We start from the raw sequence: 14,380 nt of genomic DNA, 5'->3' as shown, positions 1-14,380 counted from the left end.
ATTATTGAGGTGTAAAATATGGGTGATACATTAATAATTTTATTAGCAGTAGCTGTTATAGCTATCGCAACAGCATACTACTATAAAAATGTAGCTAAAAATAAAGATTTAGAAATACTTAGATGGAGAAAAGAAGTAGATGATTTGTTTAATGAATTGTCAGATGAGAAGAAAATTACAGAACGACTAAAACTAGCTAATGATAATATAGAAAAAGAGTTTGCAAGAATTGCAGATGTTAGCGAAATGAGAAAAAAATATCTACAAGATTATGCTAATAGTATAAATGAACTCAAATCACATAATGATGATCTACAAGAAAAATTAGCTGAGGCTGAAGAACTATCGAAGCAAGAAAAAATAAAAGTCGTCAAGGAATATTATGAGTTAAAAAATAACATCATAAATGAATATAAAGATAAAAAAGCAAATTTATTTAGTGACTATAACAGTACAAAAGCTAATGTTATTAGTGAGTTTAATCTGGCATTGAATGACTTGAAGCAAGAGAAGCAACAGTTAGCTGAACGTGAAGCACGACTTGCCCAGGAACGAGAGCAAGAGAAGCAACAGTTAGCCGAATGTGAAGCACGACTTGCCAACAAGGAAGCTACGCTGCTTACCAAGGTTAAAGAGATTCCTGTTTTAGCAAAATTTTTTGCAGACATAGAATATCAAAAAGATAAAATTAGGGAAGAATATTTGCTTTATAAAGAACGACCAGCGATAAAGGCTTCAAATATTGTCAATGAAATACGACGTGAAAAATCTGAGTTAAACATTAAGCTCAAAGAAGCAGAGTACCGCGTCAAATATTATGAGCAAGTTGTCCCTTGGCTTGCGCAAGTCGATGACGATTATCTTGATTCAGAGCTGAATAAAACTGGTAATACAGATTTTGACAATAGCGAGGATGCTGCCAGCTTCTGGCTTTCCAAAGATGAATTTACCCAGCTTACGAGTCAGGAAAAATATCAGTTAGCTTTAGAGCGATATAAAAAACGTGTTAAAACTAATGCTGAAATTGGACGTGACTATGAAAGATACGTCGGCTATCAATACGAAACCCAAGGATACGCTGTAGAGTATCGAGGTATAGTAGACGGATTTGAAGACAGAGGACGCGACCTGCTTTGCCATAGGGACGGAAAAACCTTAGTTGTTCAATGTAAATATTGGTCTAAGAAAAAGACGATACACGAAAACCATATCAACCAGCTATTTGGTACAACCTTAAAATATTTTCTCGAACAGCATCCAAGGGCAACATTCTATGATTTCTTTACTGCTTTAGAAAAACGGACAATAGCGCCGGTGTTTGTAACCTCAACGACATTATCCGAAACAGCTGCAGAGTTTGCTTCATCACTCAATATAAGTGTTGCAGAAAATAAGATCCTTGGCGATTACCCAATCATTAAATGCAATATCAATAGAAGTACCGGCGAAAAGATTTATCATCTGCCATTTGACCAGCAATACGATAAAGTTAAAATCAGCGGCAAAGGCGAATGTTATGCTATGACTGTTGCAGAAGCAGAAGAAAAAGGTTTTCGCCGAGCTAAAAGATGGCTAGGCGAATAGCTTGCTTGACTTTTGTACACAAAAAGCAGTAACAGCTTGACTTCTAAAAGTAAAGTTGTTACTGCTTTTTTAGGTGAAAAGTCAAGTTCAGTTTACTCTGCAAGAGCACGTACTAACTGCAGTACTGCTTGCTGATTTTTTACGCTTAGTTTATTAAAGCTATTAACGATTTCGGGGGCCTCATCTGGACCCCAACCCACGATGTACGCAGGCGATACGCCGAAGATTTTGGCTAAAGTCTCTATTTTATCATATGGTATATTGAGTACCTTGCCCGTTTCATATCGTTGATATAATGGTGTCTGTATACCGGTCATTCGGCTGACCTCTGGCTGGGTCATGTGATTTTTCTGACGCAGACGCTTTAATCTATCTCCGATCAGCGTCTTCACCACCTCCTTCTGTTGACACAATAATAACACTAAATGCAAACAAAATCAATTAAAATTTACAAATAGCGCAAATTTATGACACAAGATTCTGCTACAATAAAAATGTGATTTGAAGACGCGGACCTCATGGAAGGAGGACGCATCATGCAGGAATTGATTTTAGCTACTATCATCAAAATTGAAGACGAGCATATATTGGAAGTTATATATGCCTTCATAACCGAACTTATATCAGATGAATAGCGGTGCAGCGGTAACGAAAGTTGCCGCTTATTTTTTTGCACAAGAAAAGCCCTAAGCATTAACGCTCAGGGCTTTTTCTTTTACTCTTTTTTGTGTTCTTGATAAAGCTTGTCGACAAACTCTTCAAAAGCAGTTTTAAGTTCTGGTGGCAGTTTGAGATATTCCAGAACCAGACGTTTTGTGAAGTCATCGTCCGACTTGATAAGCCGTCCAACCTGGTGCGCCAGCTCAACATCCACATTAGTTTCCTGACGGAACATTTCGCCGCTTCCGGTACGCAACCACACTTCATTAACATTAAAAGCATTGCAAATGTCGAGAATAGTACGCTCAGGAATGTTCTTTTCCTTTTCGTAATCGGCTACAGTGTTTTGTGCACGATTAATTTTTTCTGCTAAGGCTGTTTGCGTTAGTCCTAGACGTTCGCGTAGCACCTTTATTCGCTCGTTTATTTCAGCCATATAATCACCTCGCTTTATTCCATTATAGCAGGAGAAAAGAAAAAAGCAAGAAAATTTATCGAAAAAAGATAAAAAGCATTGACGGTACGATAACAGAAGAGTATAATTATCGTAAAGAGCTAATAAAAAATCTTATAGCGATAAATCGGAAAGGCAGGTAAAGGTGATGAGTGAAGAATTTCGGAGGATAGAGCTTATGGCGATGCCGCCAATCAAAGGAGTGAAGCGAAGAAAAGAGGATTTAACATGAAACTTGAGCTTAGCTATGATGAGATTTCAACCATTGTCGCTGCTCTGCTGACTAAGGTTATGACCGCAGAGAGCAATGCGCTGAAATGTGCAAAGTATGGCATGGATAAAGATGTTGAGTTTTGGCAAGAAAGAGCTGAAATCTACAAAAAGGTCTATAAGGTGGTAGCGGCTCAATTCGAACAGGCTTGCAAGGAATGCGAGCAGGCAGATGCGGCGCTGAAGGAAAGCGAGTAAAAGCCATGATGATGATGAAAACCAAAAAGGTAAAACTGTACGGCGAGAAGCTGCGCAAACTAAACACCGCTATCCACGAGCGGGACAACAACTGCTGCATTATCTGCGGTAAGTACGTGGACCCTAACGAGAAGTTCCATCATGAACCTTGCGGGGCAATGAAAAGTGATGAAATTTCAAAAGGCGTAACACTCTGTTATGACTGCCACGCTGAACGCCATTTTGGCAAAAACAGTAATGCAGTCAGAACACAGATTAAAGAATATCTGCAAAGCATTTATAGTTAAAGGAGGGTAACACAATGATTATTGTAACTGATAAGCAGAAAGAAACCATCAAAAAAGTGGAGGATATGGGAAAGGCCGATATTGATGGCCTGAAAGCAGCCGCCATTTTTCTGAAGGGCCTGCAAACGGCGATGATTATTCTTGCGGAAGACAAGCAGGAAAACAAAACGGCATAAGGGGCGAAGTGTTATGAACAGACCTGAAGACTACACCATTGTAGTCGAAAACGAAGGCGAACTGAGCGACTACGCAGTGAATATGTTTGCAAAGTGGGCCTTGGAAATCGGGCGCAAGCAGGGCTTGTGCGATAAAGAGGGTGAAAAGAAATGTGTAAAGCAAAGCGCATGACGTGTGCTGAACTGGAAGATAAGATTATTGACCATGCGAAGCGTTGCAAAAAATACAAGCCTAACGCAGCAATCAGAGAACATGAGGCCAGCATGAAATACGAGCGCCTGATGCGTGAACGCCGGGCACAGCTGGCACGTGAAGCTGATGAAAGAATGAATGCCAGCACTGCCTATGCACTGAGATTCATCTTTAAGGGGCGATATAAAAATGGCCAATGAAAAAACTGTTGTCTGGTATCGTCCGGGCAAACCGGTGAAGGCCGTGCGTGTTGAGCTTAGTTTGGCCAATATGCAGAAGCTGGTGGGCGGTAAGATACAGATCGTACCGCTGGAAGCCAAAGGCAGCAGCCCAGAATATACGCTGATATGTAATGAGGACGGCAAGAACAAATATCACAATGACGCTTTGTTCCCGCTGCTGAACAATAATGGCAATATCGTAGACGTTATATTCGGCCCCTGCTTTATCGCCGGTAAGCTGATGACTGATGAGGACGGCGAAGAAACATTTATCGACCTGCTGCGTGAAGACTATCTGAGAATAGTCCGCCGCTTTGGGAAAGGAGCTGTGAAGAATGAGAAGAAGAAAACTGCGGAAACTGAGGCTGCTGACCTTAGGCAGCTTACTGCTTGCCGTAATATGCTTGCTAGATTACGGGCCCGCAAGAATGGTAAGTGCAGCTTATCAGATGGTTAAAGGCCAGGGAGTTACCGAGATTGTTGTACCTTACCATGTATTGGAAGAAGGAGACACTTTGGAAGGAATCTGCTGCAGATTAAAAGATGAATACGGCGATAAGCGTGACTGGCGCGAAATTGCTTTTTATGTCTGCAAGGATAACAACAAGAAAGACGGCTGGGTATATCTCGGGGAAAAAATCAATGTGCGCCTGCATGTCCCGGTCGAAACAAAATAAAAAAGCCGCCTGCATAAAGCGCAGACGGCATGGGGATGTATGAAGTTACCAGCATCCATACATCCCTATTTTAGCATATAAGAGTGATGAGAACAAGGAGGCAAAAAAATGGATTATGACGTCAAATTTGTGGAATACAAAGGCGGCAACATCAAGGTAAGCTATACCGTCACTCCGCTTAACTCACATGAGGAAGCGAGTATAATCAGCCGCATTGACAAACCGCATGAAGATTTCATGCGTACCTGGATGGAGCTGCCTGAAATAGCACGTAGACTGTTGGAGTTTCCGCTGGCCAACGAAGACGGCGAAGAGCTTGGCATTATGGTTACCAAGGTAAACTTTCTGACAAGCAAAAACTTTGGCAGAGGCATGCAGCTGGTGGCGCTGCTGCTGGGCTTCAAGAACTGCAAGCAGCCGCTGCAGGTAGTGACGCAAAAGTTTTATGAGAATGCCGTAGATCATAGCAAGAGATACACGGATGAACCGTTTCCTTTGCAACAGTTAACGCCGCGAGAAGCTGATGTTATGTTCCTCATAAAGAAGGAAGCCTTTGACTATGCGTATCACTGCAAGCGTGAACAGCCAACAATAGATGAGGCGCAGGACGCCTACGAGAATGGCGGTTATCCCGACGAAGAAGAATAAAAGGAGTTGAATGAAATGGCTGTAGTAAATATGCCGGTAGAATGTCTTATCCCGCATCCGCAGAACCCAAGAAAAGACCTGGGCAATCTGGAAGAACTGACAGCGAGCATTAAAGAGAATGGCATCTACCAGAACCTTACCGTAATCCCGGTCAACGAAGCTGTACCGGGTGAAGAACCCAAGTATATGGTGGTTATTGGCCACCGTCGCCTGGAAGCTGCGAAACGCGCCGGGTTGCAGGAAGTGCCGTGCGCTATCGTAAGAGGCATGACGGAAACGCGGCAGCTGCAGACTATGCTGTTAGAGAATATGCAGCGTAGCGACCTGACAGTTTATGAACAGGCTCAAGGCTTCCAGCAGCTTCTGGACTTTGGTATGGATATCGAAGATATCTCCCAGCAGAGCGGCTTCAGTAAAAGCACTATCAGACGGCGCTTGGAAATCGCTAAGCTGGACCAGAACAAGCTGAAGAAGCTAAGCTCTACCCGCCAGCTTAGCCTGAAAGAGTTTGACGCGCTGGCAAAAATCAAAAACATGGAAGCCAGAAACGAAGCAATGGAGAAGATTGGCACAAATGATTTTGCTTTGGCGGTAAAGCGTGCTATGGATAAAGAAAAGCTTGAAGCTGCTATGCCGGCGTTCCTGGCAGATATGGAACGTCTTGGCATCAAGGAATTTCCGAATAGTGCCAATAAATACAGCAGCAAATATAGACGCATTGGCAGTTTGGACCTCTATGAGTATGAGGTAACAAAAGATAAAATTCCCAAGAAAACAGCTGGGGTGTATTATGAGGCCAGCTATCCGAGAAACGTAGAGTTTTACGTCAAGGAAACAAAAAAAGGTAAGGTTAAAGAAAAAAGCGCCAAGGAGAATGAAAAAGAAAAACGTATCAAGGAAGCATGGTTTAAAGTCGATGCTATGGCTGCAACGCATTATGAGCTGCGCAAAACATTTATGGAAAATTTTAAAGCTACCACTAAACAGAATGAGCTCGTGCTGATGGGAGCCTATAGCGTGGCGGTATTGCAGGGAGTTGCGTACATAGGATTGGGCAGCGTAAACAAAGAAGCTGGGATAGATAACAAATACTTCGATCCCAAGCGAGACGAGAAAGCAGTCAAGCTGGCCTTCGATGGTTACTTTGATATCCAGCAATGCGCAAAGGTTATCTACAAATTGTTCGGTGACAGTGAAAAAGAAGATTATGCCGACAATAGCCGCTTTGGATATCCTGCATATAAAATCAATCCAAGACTTGAGGCGCTGTATCATTGGCTCGTTGCTCTTGGCTATCAGATGAGCAACGAAGAAAAGCTTCTGGCAACTGGCCAGCATGAAGTATTTCAGCAGATTAAAGGAGCTTAAAAATGGACACGGCAATAGATGAATTTACAATCAACCTGGCCATTACAATTATCGTTATGGTATGCGCATTGGCGCTGGTAGGAGGAAAAAACGATGAACGATAAAGAAAGAACAATTATGGACTGCGTAAACAGAGCGCAGCTGGCCATCAATGACTGGCAATGCAGCGGCGAGATTTATTATCTGGAGCAGGCAAAGGCAGAGATTTCTGAAGCTGTTCTCTTGTCTGATGAGCTGGCCAAGGAAAAACCAGTTTTTCTTCAATATAGCGCAGAGGTGCAGGGCTGCGTTGTTTCTAGCGATTTGTGCGATACTCCGGAGGAAGCCTTGGAAGATATTCGTCCCGACCTTGTTGTGGGCGAGTTGGTTATAGTCTATAAACAAAAAGAATCCCAATGGCATCCTTATATTGATATGGATGATCTGATTGAAAATTTTATAAGCCAAGCAGATGATGAGGCTGGCGAAGGTGCAGAAGCATGGTGCGATTTTATTTCCGGTAATGCGCTGGCGCAGGCGAGAAAAGAGCTTGATGAACAGCTCAACGATGTATTGGAGGCATGGCTCAGAAAACATAAAGTTGAAGCCGGTTGGTATGACAGAGCCGGCATTGAGGGAACGTATAGATTTTGCGGTGATAAGTTTATCCGTGTTAGCAAGGCTGGCGATGACGCATGAGCCAGCTAAGAAAAATGGAACGCAGAAAGCAGAAGAAGCTGCATCTGTTGGGCGGTGAAGAGCGGCTGAAGATTAAGGCCGGAGACAATGAACCCTTTGGCATCAGCAAGGCCGGCTATAATGCTATCTACCAAGCTGGCTATGAAGCAGGTATGCAGGCAGAGCGCGATAAGATGATACCGTATTATGCTAAATACTTCACCCATCAGATACTGGCAGTCTGCTGCAAGATACTCATGGAGAACTATGGCGAAATCCATGTACGCCATACACGACTGGATAAATTTGTCGAGCTTTACGCCCGCGGTCTTGAGACATTGGGCGAAGATAAAACCACAGAGCAGTATCTTGAGTACATCGAACAATATGGAATGCACATCAATTGGAAGGAGCCGGTGACGTGAACGCAAATCAGAAGCTATGCTGCCTGGAAATAGACTATATCGTATATCGCCTGCTGGCTACCAGAAGAATCCGGTATGCTCAGCATCTGGCCTGCATGAGAAAAAGAAAGCTCAGAAGCTACCTGAGCAAACACAGAAGCCTGCGTGACAAATGCTTTCTGGAAGCACGGAAGCTGCCGCGCTTCTGCAAGACAAAAAAATAACTATATATAATAGTAGAAAATGGGCAGGTGAAATACCTGCCCAAAGCTTGATAAAGCATATTAGTTGAGTGGCATATCAGTGCCGGAAAAAATAACAGCCAAAATAACTTGGGCAGAATGGAGCGGAAGAATGTATGTAAAACGGACATGGAGATGTGGTAAATGCATCGAAGTAGAAAAATACCAGACCTTCCGCTACAAGGGAAAGATGACAGTACGTGCTCCGCAAAGCAATCCTACTCCGGAAGCTATGGCCAAGGTAAACGAGCGCAACAGCTACAAGAATCTTCGTCGTCTGCTTAATACTAATTTTGGCAAAGGTGACCTGCATTGTGTATTGACCTATGCTCCGGATAAAAGAGCAACCAGTCCGCAGGAAGCAAAAAAAGATATTCAGAAATTCTGCCGCAACGTGAAACAGAAATGCAAGCGTCGCGGCTCAAATTTCAAATATGTGGCTGTAGCTGAATACGGTAAGCGCTCTATGCATTTTCATGTTGTTATTCATAGCGGGCTGAAGCTGCAGGAGCTTGGCGATATGTGGCCACATGGACGTATCCATGCAACGGAGCTGGACGGCAGCGGAGATTATGACAGGCTGGCCAGCTATCTTATCAAGCAGACCAACAAGACCTACAACGATCCGGAACGCAGAGTGTTTGCCAGACGTTATGTTACGAGCCGTAACCTTGAGCAGCCGGAGTGTAAGATTGAGAAAGTCAAGGCTGACAGCTGGCGTGAGACGCCGTCTGCACCTAAAGGCTTTTATGTGCTGCAGGATACTATCGTCCAGGACGTCAGCGAGATTACCGGATATCCGTATCAGTATTACCGTTGCCTGGCACTAGGTGGCGGGAAACCATTGAAAACAAAAAGACTACGCAGGTAAAGGGGGAATAAGATTGCTGGCAAAGCACTGGCAGCGCGTCGCAGAGACACGCTTTAAGTATCACAAAAAAATTCAGATGGCCGTGGATGAAGCACGTGCCTGCAGGCATCCGCATGGGCTGAAGGACAAGCTGAAGCCTAATCCTACCCAGCAGGACGCACTCAAGGGAATACTGCCGCTGAAAAAGGTTAGCGTATACATTGGCCGCCGAAGCTATGAGCTTGTCATTGAGCAGCCGGAGGAGTGGCTGGCGGTGATAAGGGAGACGTATGCCTTATACAAAGACTCTCCTATTGGCCACGTCATGCACAAATACTATGACAATTACGAGAACAGGCACGTCCAGCCGGAGGTTATCAGCGGGCTGCAGGGAGTGAGCCGTCAGACGTTCTATGCCTGGCGCAATGAGTTTTTAAGTGACGCTGCAATAATAGCAGCGCAGCATGGAATAAAAATTTTTTAAGCATTGCCGTTTTGTACTTTACAAATCGGCGCTTTTGACGTGGTAAAATAGTATTGTGCAAAATAGCAAGTAAAAATAAAGGCCCTGACGGAGCGTTCTGTCGGGGCTATTTTTATGCCAAAAAACAAGGGAGGTGAAGGCACTATGGCACAGGCAAAAAAAGCAGTCAAAAAAACTATTAAAAATTCCGGTAAAAAATCCACCCTGAAAGCGGGTAAAAAAACCACGTCGGAAACACTCAGTCCGGCGCAGGAGAAATTCTGCCTGGAATACCGCAAGCATGAGGGTAACGGCACTGCTGCAGCCATAGCTGCCGGGTACAGTGAGAGGACCGCCGCGCAGCAGGCTACAAGGCTGTTAAGAAATGTTAACATTCTGAAGCGCATAAAAGAGCTGGCAGATGACGCTATCAGAAAGCAGATTATCGGGCTGGATAAACGCGCTCTGGTGCTCAGTAAAATTGCCGAAGATGACGCTGCTGATGTGCAGGCCAGAATCAGGGCGATTGACGTCCTGAACAAAATGGATGGCGTGTATGTCATCAAGACTGAAGTTAAGATTAGCGGCAACGTTAATGTGTTGCTGAAAAGGCGAAAGAAGGAGTAATGGACCATGAAACCTCAAATTAGCCAGGAAGACTACGATGCTTTAGTAGGCTATCTTGCTGAGTGCCAGCATGATCCGGAGCTTTTCGTAAAGCTTTCTTTCCCTTGGGGTGAACCTGATACTCCGCTGGAGAATAAAACAGGTCCTGAGAAGTGGCAGCTTGACATACTGCGTGAAATAAAGGACGAAGTAAAAACTGCTGATGTTGCCATACGTGAAGCAGTAGCCAGTGGCCACGGCATTGGCAAATCGGCGCTGGTGAGCTGGCTCATTCTTTGGGCGCTGGGTACTTGCTCTGATACGCGCGGCGTTGTTACCGCTAACACTGAGGCGCAGCTTCGCACTAAAACATGGGCAGAGCTTAACAAATGGTACAACATGTGGATAGCTAAACCATTGTTTGATTATACTGCGACAAGCATTTTCTGCAACGTTGACGGTAACGAAAAGACTTGGCGTATAGACGCAATTCCGTGGAGTGAAACAAATTCTGAAGCGTTTGCTGGCTTGCATAATCAGGGCAACAGAATTTTGATTATCTTTGACGAAGCATCAGCGATACATGACACCATCTGGGAAGTTACGGAAGGTGCCCTGACTGACGCGGATACGGAAATCATCTGGTGCTGCTTTGGTAACCCGACACGTTCCAACGGCCGCTTTTATGATTGCTTTCACAAGCACAGAAATTATTGGCACACTCGCAGGGTGGATAGCCGTAGTGTAAGCTTTTCTGATAAAAAGCAGATTGAAGCGTGGCGCGAAATTTACGGCGAGGACAGCGACTTCTTCAAGGTCCGCGTGCGCGGCGAGTTTCCGTCGGCCAGCGACAAGCAGTATATCTCGCAGGCTGTCGTGGATGAAGCACGGCAAAGAGTGCTCAAGCCGTATCAGTATAATTTTGCTCCGGTTATCATTGGTGTAGACCCTGCGTGGACCGGCGCGGATAAAATCTGCGCATACCTCAGGCAAGGCAATTACAGTAAGCTGCTCTTTGAATATCCGAAGAATGATAACGACCTGCAGCTTGCCGGCAAGATTGCGGCGCTGGAGGATGAATACCACGCTGATGCAGTCTTTATTGACCTTGGCTATGGTACTGGCATCAAGAGTGCAGGCGATGCCTGGGGCAGAAGCTGGACGCTGGTGTCATTTGGCGGCACTAAAGGCATACCGCCTAATTGCGTCAACAAGCGAGCAGCTATGTGGCAGGATATGCGGCGTTGGCTTATGGAGGGTGGAGCAATATCACCTGATGATAGCGTGCTGGCTGATGACCTCGTAGGACCGGAGCTTGCTCCGCGTGATGATGGCAGAGTTCAGCTGGAGAGCAAGGAGAGTATGAAAAAGCGTGGGCTTCCATCTCCTAACAGGGCGGATGCATTGGCGCTTACCTTTGCTTTTCCGGTGCTGAGCAGAAAACAGGAACATGAATACGCCTGGAGCGTCGACAATGGCGCGCAGGAAGAATATGATCCGTTTCATGGAATGTGGTAGGAGGTGAGACCATGGAAGAAATCATTATGCAGCTGCATGGCGGCGGTGGTGGTGGCGGCGGAACGCAGATTAAGCAGAACGCACCCGGAAGCCAGAGCGCCGCAACTATTGACAGCGCAACTGAAGGACAGCGTGAATCGCTGCGTGAAAAGCTGAGCAAGGCAAGAGGCCGTAACTTTACCAACAAGACCGGCGGCAGCATGGTAGATACAATCAAGAAAGCATTGCTGGGGGAATAGCAATGTTTGAAGAAATCTATCGAGACACAAAGCTGCTGAAGGATAAGCGCTTCGTTCTGGAGCAGATGTACCAGCGGCGCACGTCGTTTGAACCGACGTGGCAACTGCTGTCACGGTATATCGTTCCTTACCGAGGGCGCTTCCATGAACGCGGCGGCAGCATGGACGGAGAGCGGCGTGACCGCTATCTTATCGACCCTTATCCGATGGATGCTGCAGGCAAGTGCGCTGCAGGCCTGCAAAGCGGATTGACGTCCCCGAGCCGTCCGTGGTTTGAGCTGTCTTTAGCCGATCAGGAAAAGGCTGAATATCATCCGGTGCGTCAATGGCTGGATGATGTGCGTGACGTTATGATGGCCATATATGCACGTGGCAATACATACGCTATGCTGTACGATATCGAGGCTGAGCTTTGCCAATTTGGCACGGCGGCGGCGCTGATGATGCAGGACTATGATACCGCTCTCTGGCACCGCAGCTACACCTGCGGAGAATATGCAGGCGGTGTGGATGCAAGAGGCAGGCTTTATTCCTTTGGCAGGCGTTTTGAATTGACCGCTCCACAAATGGTAGCGGAATTTGGCATTGATAACGTGAGCGTGGCCGTAAAGACCGCGTACAACAACAATGACCATACACAGCGCTTTGAGGTTGAAATGCTCATCGTCAAAAACAATGAGTATAAGCCTGAGCTATTAAAGCCCGGTAACTTCCCTTGGCAGAGCTTTTATTGGGAGCGTGGCAATCAGCAGCAGTTCCTGCGTATCAGCGGTTACAAGGAGCAGCCTTTTATTATGCCGCGTTGGACTAAGGTGGCCAACTGCGAATATGGTTATGGTCCTGGGCATAATGCCTTGGGTAACTGTATGCAGCTGCAGCGTATTGAAAAAGCAAAGCTCCGCTGCATGGATAACGAGGCTGACCCGGCTATGATGTTCCCAGCAAGCCTGAAGAAAGTCAACCGCCAGCCAGGTGCGAATAACTTTATCCCCGATGGTACACAGATGAATGCTTATCCGATGATACCGCCGGGAGCAAAGCGCTACGAAGGCATGATAGCCTTGAGCAACGATAAACGCCAGCAGATAAGCGCTACGTTCTATAATGACCTTATGGTAATGCTGACGCAGGCGCAGAACAATCCGCAGATGACCGCCAAGGAAGTCGCGGAACGTCACGAGGAGAAAATCCTTATGCTGGGGCCGGTGCTGGAGCAGTTCCATAATGAGGTTCTGGACCCGCTGACCTTGCGTACGTTTGGGCTCTGTATGCGCAACGAGCTTTTCCCGCCTATGCCGGAAGAGATTACTGCAGACGAGCTGAAGGTTAATTTTGTGAGCCTTTTGGCGCAGGCGCAGAAGATGGTAAGTCTGCCGAGTGTACAGAATGTACTTGGCATGGTAGGTAACGTAGCAGGTATCTATCCTGAAGCTGCCGATATTATCAACATCGACAACGTAATCCGTGAGGTTGGCGTTATCAGCGGTACGCCTGAGAAAATCATGCGCAGCGAAGATGAGGTGCAGCAGCTCAGAGAGCAACGCCAGCAGGCACAGGAAGCACAGATGCAGCAGGCGCAGATGGCACAGGGCGCAGAAGCGGCCAAGACCGGTGCGGAAGCTGCAAGGCTTTTGAGTGAGGTGCCGTCCAATACGGATAATGCTCTGGATGATATGCTGAGCAGAATGGGGATGAGCTGATGGAAAAGCAAAGATTTGCTGAACTGCTCGTAAACGTCATGCAGACGCAGACGGGTAGGGAATTTATTTATGAGCTGCTCGACACAATGGAAGTGAATACCCCTAACTATGTTGTCGGGCGTGAAAGTGTCATGGGGTACGAGATTGGCCGGCGCAGCGTTGGCGAAGAACTGCTCCGTATGCTGAGAGATGATACTGAGGAAGGCCTGCAGCTGGAGCTGCTGATGCGGCAGGAAGCGCGGGACCGTCCCAAAGAAAAACACAAAGATGAATTCTATGACCAATTTGAAGGAGGTAATGTTTAATGCGAAAGAAATGGTTGTTCTTTCTGGCTCCTGACGGCGGCGATGCTGGCGGCGGTGAAGGCGGAGCTGGTGGCGATGGCGGCACCGGTGGTGACGGTGGTGCTGCAGGTGGCAGTAAAAGTATCTTTGATAATCCTGATGGCGGCAATTCCCCTGGTGACGGTGGTGGCAATCCTGCTGGTGCTGGCGGCGGCGCTGGCGAAGTACCGGAAAACTATGAGTTTAACCTGGGCGAAGGCCTTACAATCACCGATGAACAAAAAACAGCGTTTACCGCCATAGCTAAGGATGCAAAGCTTTCGCAGGCACAGGCTGACAGCCTGCTGAAAATGCACAGCGAGATTATCAACGGCTATCTGCATGCTGCAGAAGATGCCGTTGAAAAAAATATCGCTGAATGTCAGAAGTTGGGGCTGACCAGTCAGGAAAACCTTGGCTTTGCCAGAACTGCTGTAAATACCTTTGGCGGCAGTGAGGCGATGCAGGTATTGATTGATACCGGTGCTATCAATCATCCGGCAGTCTGCAAGCTCTTTGTAACTATCGGCCAGCTTATCAGCGAAGATAAACCGGCAGATACTCATGTCGGCGGTGGCAAGGGAACCCCGCGGGCAGAAGATATCCTCTTCCCTAACAGCAAATACTAAAGGAGTGAATTAA

General features: G+C 46.3%; 22 protein-coding genes. 20 read left to right on the top strand and 2 right to left on the bottom strand.

Going from position 1 to position 14,380, the window contains the following annotated elements:
- The first annotated feature begins 18 nt into the window (after nt 1–18).
- Nucleotides 19–1,584, top strand: a complete 1,566-nt coding sequence (locus tag Q7Q81_RS02475) for a restriction endonuclease (RefSeq protein ID WP_304273493.1) — start codon at nt 19–21, stop codon at nt 1,582–1,584.
- A 92-nt stretch (nt 1,585–1,676) separates the two neighbouring features.
- Here Q7Q81_RS02475 and Q7Q81_RS02470 read toward each other — a convergent pair whose 3' ends face one another.
- Together Q7Q81_RS02470 and Q7Q81_RS02465 are read right to left on the bottom strand one after the other, a co-directional pair.
- Nucleotides 1,677–1,976, bottom strand: a complete 300-nt coding sequence (locus Q7Q81_RS02470; RefSeq protein WP_304273491.1) for a helix-turn-helix domain-containing protein — start codon at nt 1,974–1,976, stop codon at nt 1,677–1,679.
- Between the two features lie 323 nt (nt 1,977–2,299).
- Nucleotides 2,300–2,680, bottom strand: coding sequence for a helix-turn-helix domain-containing protein (locus Q7Q81_RS02465; protein WP_304273490.1), 381 nt, complete (start codon nt 2,678–2,680; stop codon nt 2,300–2,302).
- Nucleotides 2,681–2,926: 246 nt separating this feature from the next.
- Here Q7Q81_RS02465 and Q7Q81_RS02460 point away from each other — a divergent pair, with 246 nt between their 5' ends.
- From Q7Q81_RS02460 to Q7Q81_RS02370, 19 genes are all read left to right on the top strand, one after another.
- Nucleotides 2,927–3,166, top strand: a complete 240-nt coding sequence (locus Q7Q81_RS02460) for a hypothetical protein (RefSeq protein ID WP_304273489.1) — start codon at nt 2,927–2,929, stop codon at nt 3,164–3,166.
- A 5-nt stretch (nt 3,167–3,171) separates the two neighbouring features.
- Nucleotides 3,172–3,453: a hypothetical protein gene (locus Q7Q81_RS02455; RefSeq protein WP_304273488.1), complete on the top strand. Its 282-nt coding sequence runs from the start codon at nt 3,172–3,174 to the stop codon at nt 3,451–3,453.
- Nucleotides 3,454–3,467: 14 nt separating this feature from the next.
- Entirely contained in the window at nt 3,468–3,629 is a 162-nt protein-coding gene (locus Q7Q81_RS02450; RefSeq protein ID WP_304273486.1) for a hypothetical protein, read from the top strand.
- Between the two features lie 13 nt (nt 3,630–3,642).
- Complete coding sequence (locus Q7Q81_RS02445; RefSeq protein WP_304104365.1) at nt 3,643–3,801, top strand: hypothetical protein; 159 nt, start codon at nt 3,643–3,645, stop codon at nt 3,799–3,801.
- Nucleotides 3,780–4,022 (top strand): hypothetical protein, encoded by a 243-nt coding sequence (locus Q7Q81_RS02440; protein ID WP_304273483.1) that lies wholly within the window; start codon nt 3,780–3,782, stop codon nt 4,020–4,022. The genes Q7Q81_RS02445 and Q7Q81_RS02440 overlap by 22 nt, the downstream gene beginning before the upstream one ends.
- Nucleotides 4,012–4,500, top strand: a complete 489-nt coding sequence (locus tag Q7Q81_RS02435; RefSeq protein ID WP_304273480.1) for a DUF3846 domain-containing protein — start codon at nt 4,012–4,014, stop codon at nt 4,498–4,500. The genes Q7Q81_RS02440 and Q7Q81_RS02435 overlap by 11 nt, the downstream gene beginning before the upstream one ends.
- Complete coding sequence (locus Q7Q81_RS02430) at nt 4,472–4,720, top strand: hypothetical protein (protein WP_304273478.1); 249 nt, start codon at nt 4,472–4,474, stop codon at nt 4,718–4,720. Before Q7Q81_RS02435 ends, Q7Q81_RS02430 begins: the two co-directional genes overlap by 29 nt.
- A gap of 108 nt (nt 4,721–4,828) precedes the next feature.
- Complete coding sequence (locus Q7Q81_RS02425) at nt 4,829–5,368, top strand: hypothetical protein (RefSeq protein WP_304273476.1); 540 nt, start codon at nt 4,829–4,831, stop codon at nt 5,366–5,368.
- A gap of 15 nt (nt 5,369–5,383) precedes the next feature.
- Complete coding sequence (locus Q7Q81_RS02420) at nt 5,384–6,736, top strand: ParB/RepB/Spo0J family partition protein (RefSeq protein ID WP_304273474.1); 1,353 nt, start codon at nt 5,384–5,386, stop codon at nt 6,734–6,736.
- A gap of 93 nt (nt 6,737–6,829) precedes the next feature.
- Entirely contained in the window at nt 6,830–7,414 is a 585-nt protein-coding gene (locus Q7Q81_RS02415; protein ID WP_304273470.1) for a hypothetical protein, read from the top strand.
- A gap of 14 nt (nt 7,415–7,428) precedes the next feature.
- A complete protein-coding gene (locus tag Q7Q81_RS02410; protein WP_304273468.1) occupies nt 7,429–7,818 on the top strand; it encodes a hypothetical protein in 390 nt (129 codons plus the stop codon).
- A gap of 333 nt (nt 7,819–8,151) precedes the next feature.
- The gene (locus Q7Q81_RS02405) at nt 8,152–8,910 is read left to right on the top strand and encodes a rolling circle replication-associated protein (protein WP_304273466.1); all 759 of its coding nucleotides are present in this window, start codon (nt 8,152–8,154) and stop codon (nt 8,908–8,910) included.
- 13 nt (nt 8,911–8,923) lie between these two features.
- Complete coding sequence (locus Q7Q81_RS02400; protein WP_304273464.1) at nt 8,924–9,373, top strand: hypothetical protein; 450 nt, start codon at nt 8,924–8,926, stop codon at nt 9,371–9,373.
- 144 nt (nt 9,374–9,517) lie between these two features.
- A complete protein-coding gene (locus tag Q7Q81_RS02395) occupies nt 9,518–9,979 on the top strand; it encodes a terminase small subunit (RefSeq protein ID WP_304273461.1) in 462 nt (153 codons plus the stop codon).
- Nucleotides 9,980–9,985: 6 nt separating this feature from the next.
- Complete coding sequence (locus Q7Q81_RS02390; RefSeq protein WP_304273458.1) at nt 9,986–11,476, top strand: terminase; 1,491 nt, start codon at nt 9,986–9,988, stop codon at nt 11,474–11,476.
- An 11-nt stretch (nt 11,477–11,487) separates the two neighbouring features.
- Complete coding sequence (locus tag Q7Q81_RS02385; RefSeq protein ID WP_277249616.1) at nt 11,488–11,715, top strand: hypothetical protein; 228 nt, start codon at nt 11,488–11,490, stop codon at nt 11,713–11,715.
- 2 nt (nt 11,716–11,717) lie between these two features.
- Nucleotides 11,718–13,415: a portal protein gene (locus tag Q7Q81_RS02380; RefSeq protein ID WP_304162756.1), complete on the top strand. Its 1,698-nt coding sequence runs from the start codon at nt 11,718–11,720 to the stop codon at nt 13,413–13,415.
- A complete protein-coding gene (locus Q7Q81_RS02375; RefSeq protein WP_304273456.1) occupies nt 13,415–13,720 on the top strand; it encodes a hypothetical protein in 306 nt (101 codons plus the stop codon). Before Q7Q81_RS02380 ends, Q7Q81_RS02375 begins: the two co-directional genes overlap by 1 nt.
- The gene (locus tag Q7Q81_RS02370) at nt 13,720–14,367 is read left to right on the top strand and encodes a hypothetical protein (RefSeq protein ID WP_304273453.1); all 648 of its coding nucleotides are present in this window, start codon (nt 13,720–13,722) and stop codon (nt 14,365–14,367) included. The genes Q7Q81_RS02375 and Q7Q81_RS02370 overlap by 1 nt, the downstream gene beginning before the upstream one ends.
- The last annotated feature ends 13 nt before the right edge of the window (nt 14,368–14,380 follow it).

This window comes from Phascolarctobacterium succinatutens (genome assembly GCF_958453765.1).
In the GTDB taxonomy this organism is placed as follows: domain Bacteria; phylum Bacillota; class Negativicutes; order Acidaminococcales; family Acidaminococcaceae; genus Phascolarctobacterium_A; species Phascolarctobacterium_A succinatutens_B.
This window is presented reverse-complemented; position numbering and strand designations above follow the sequence as displayed.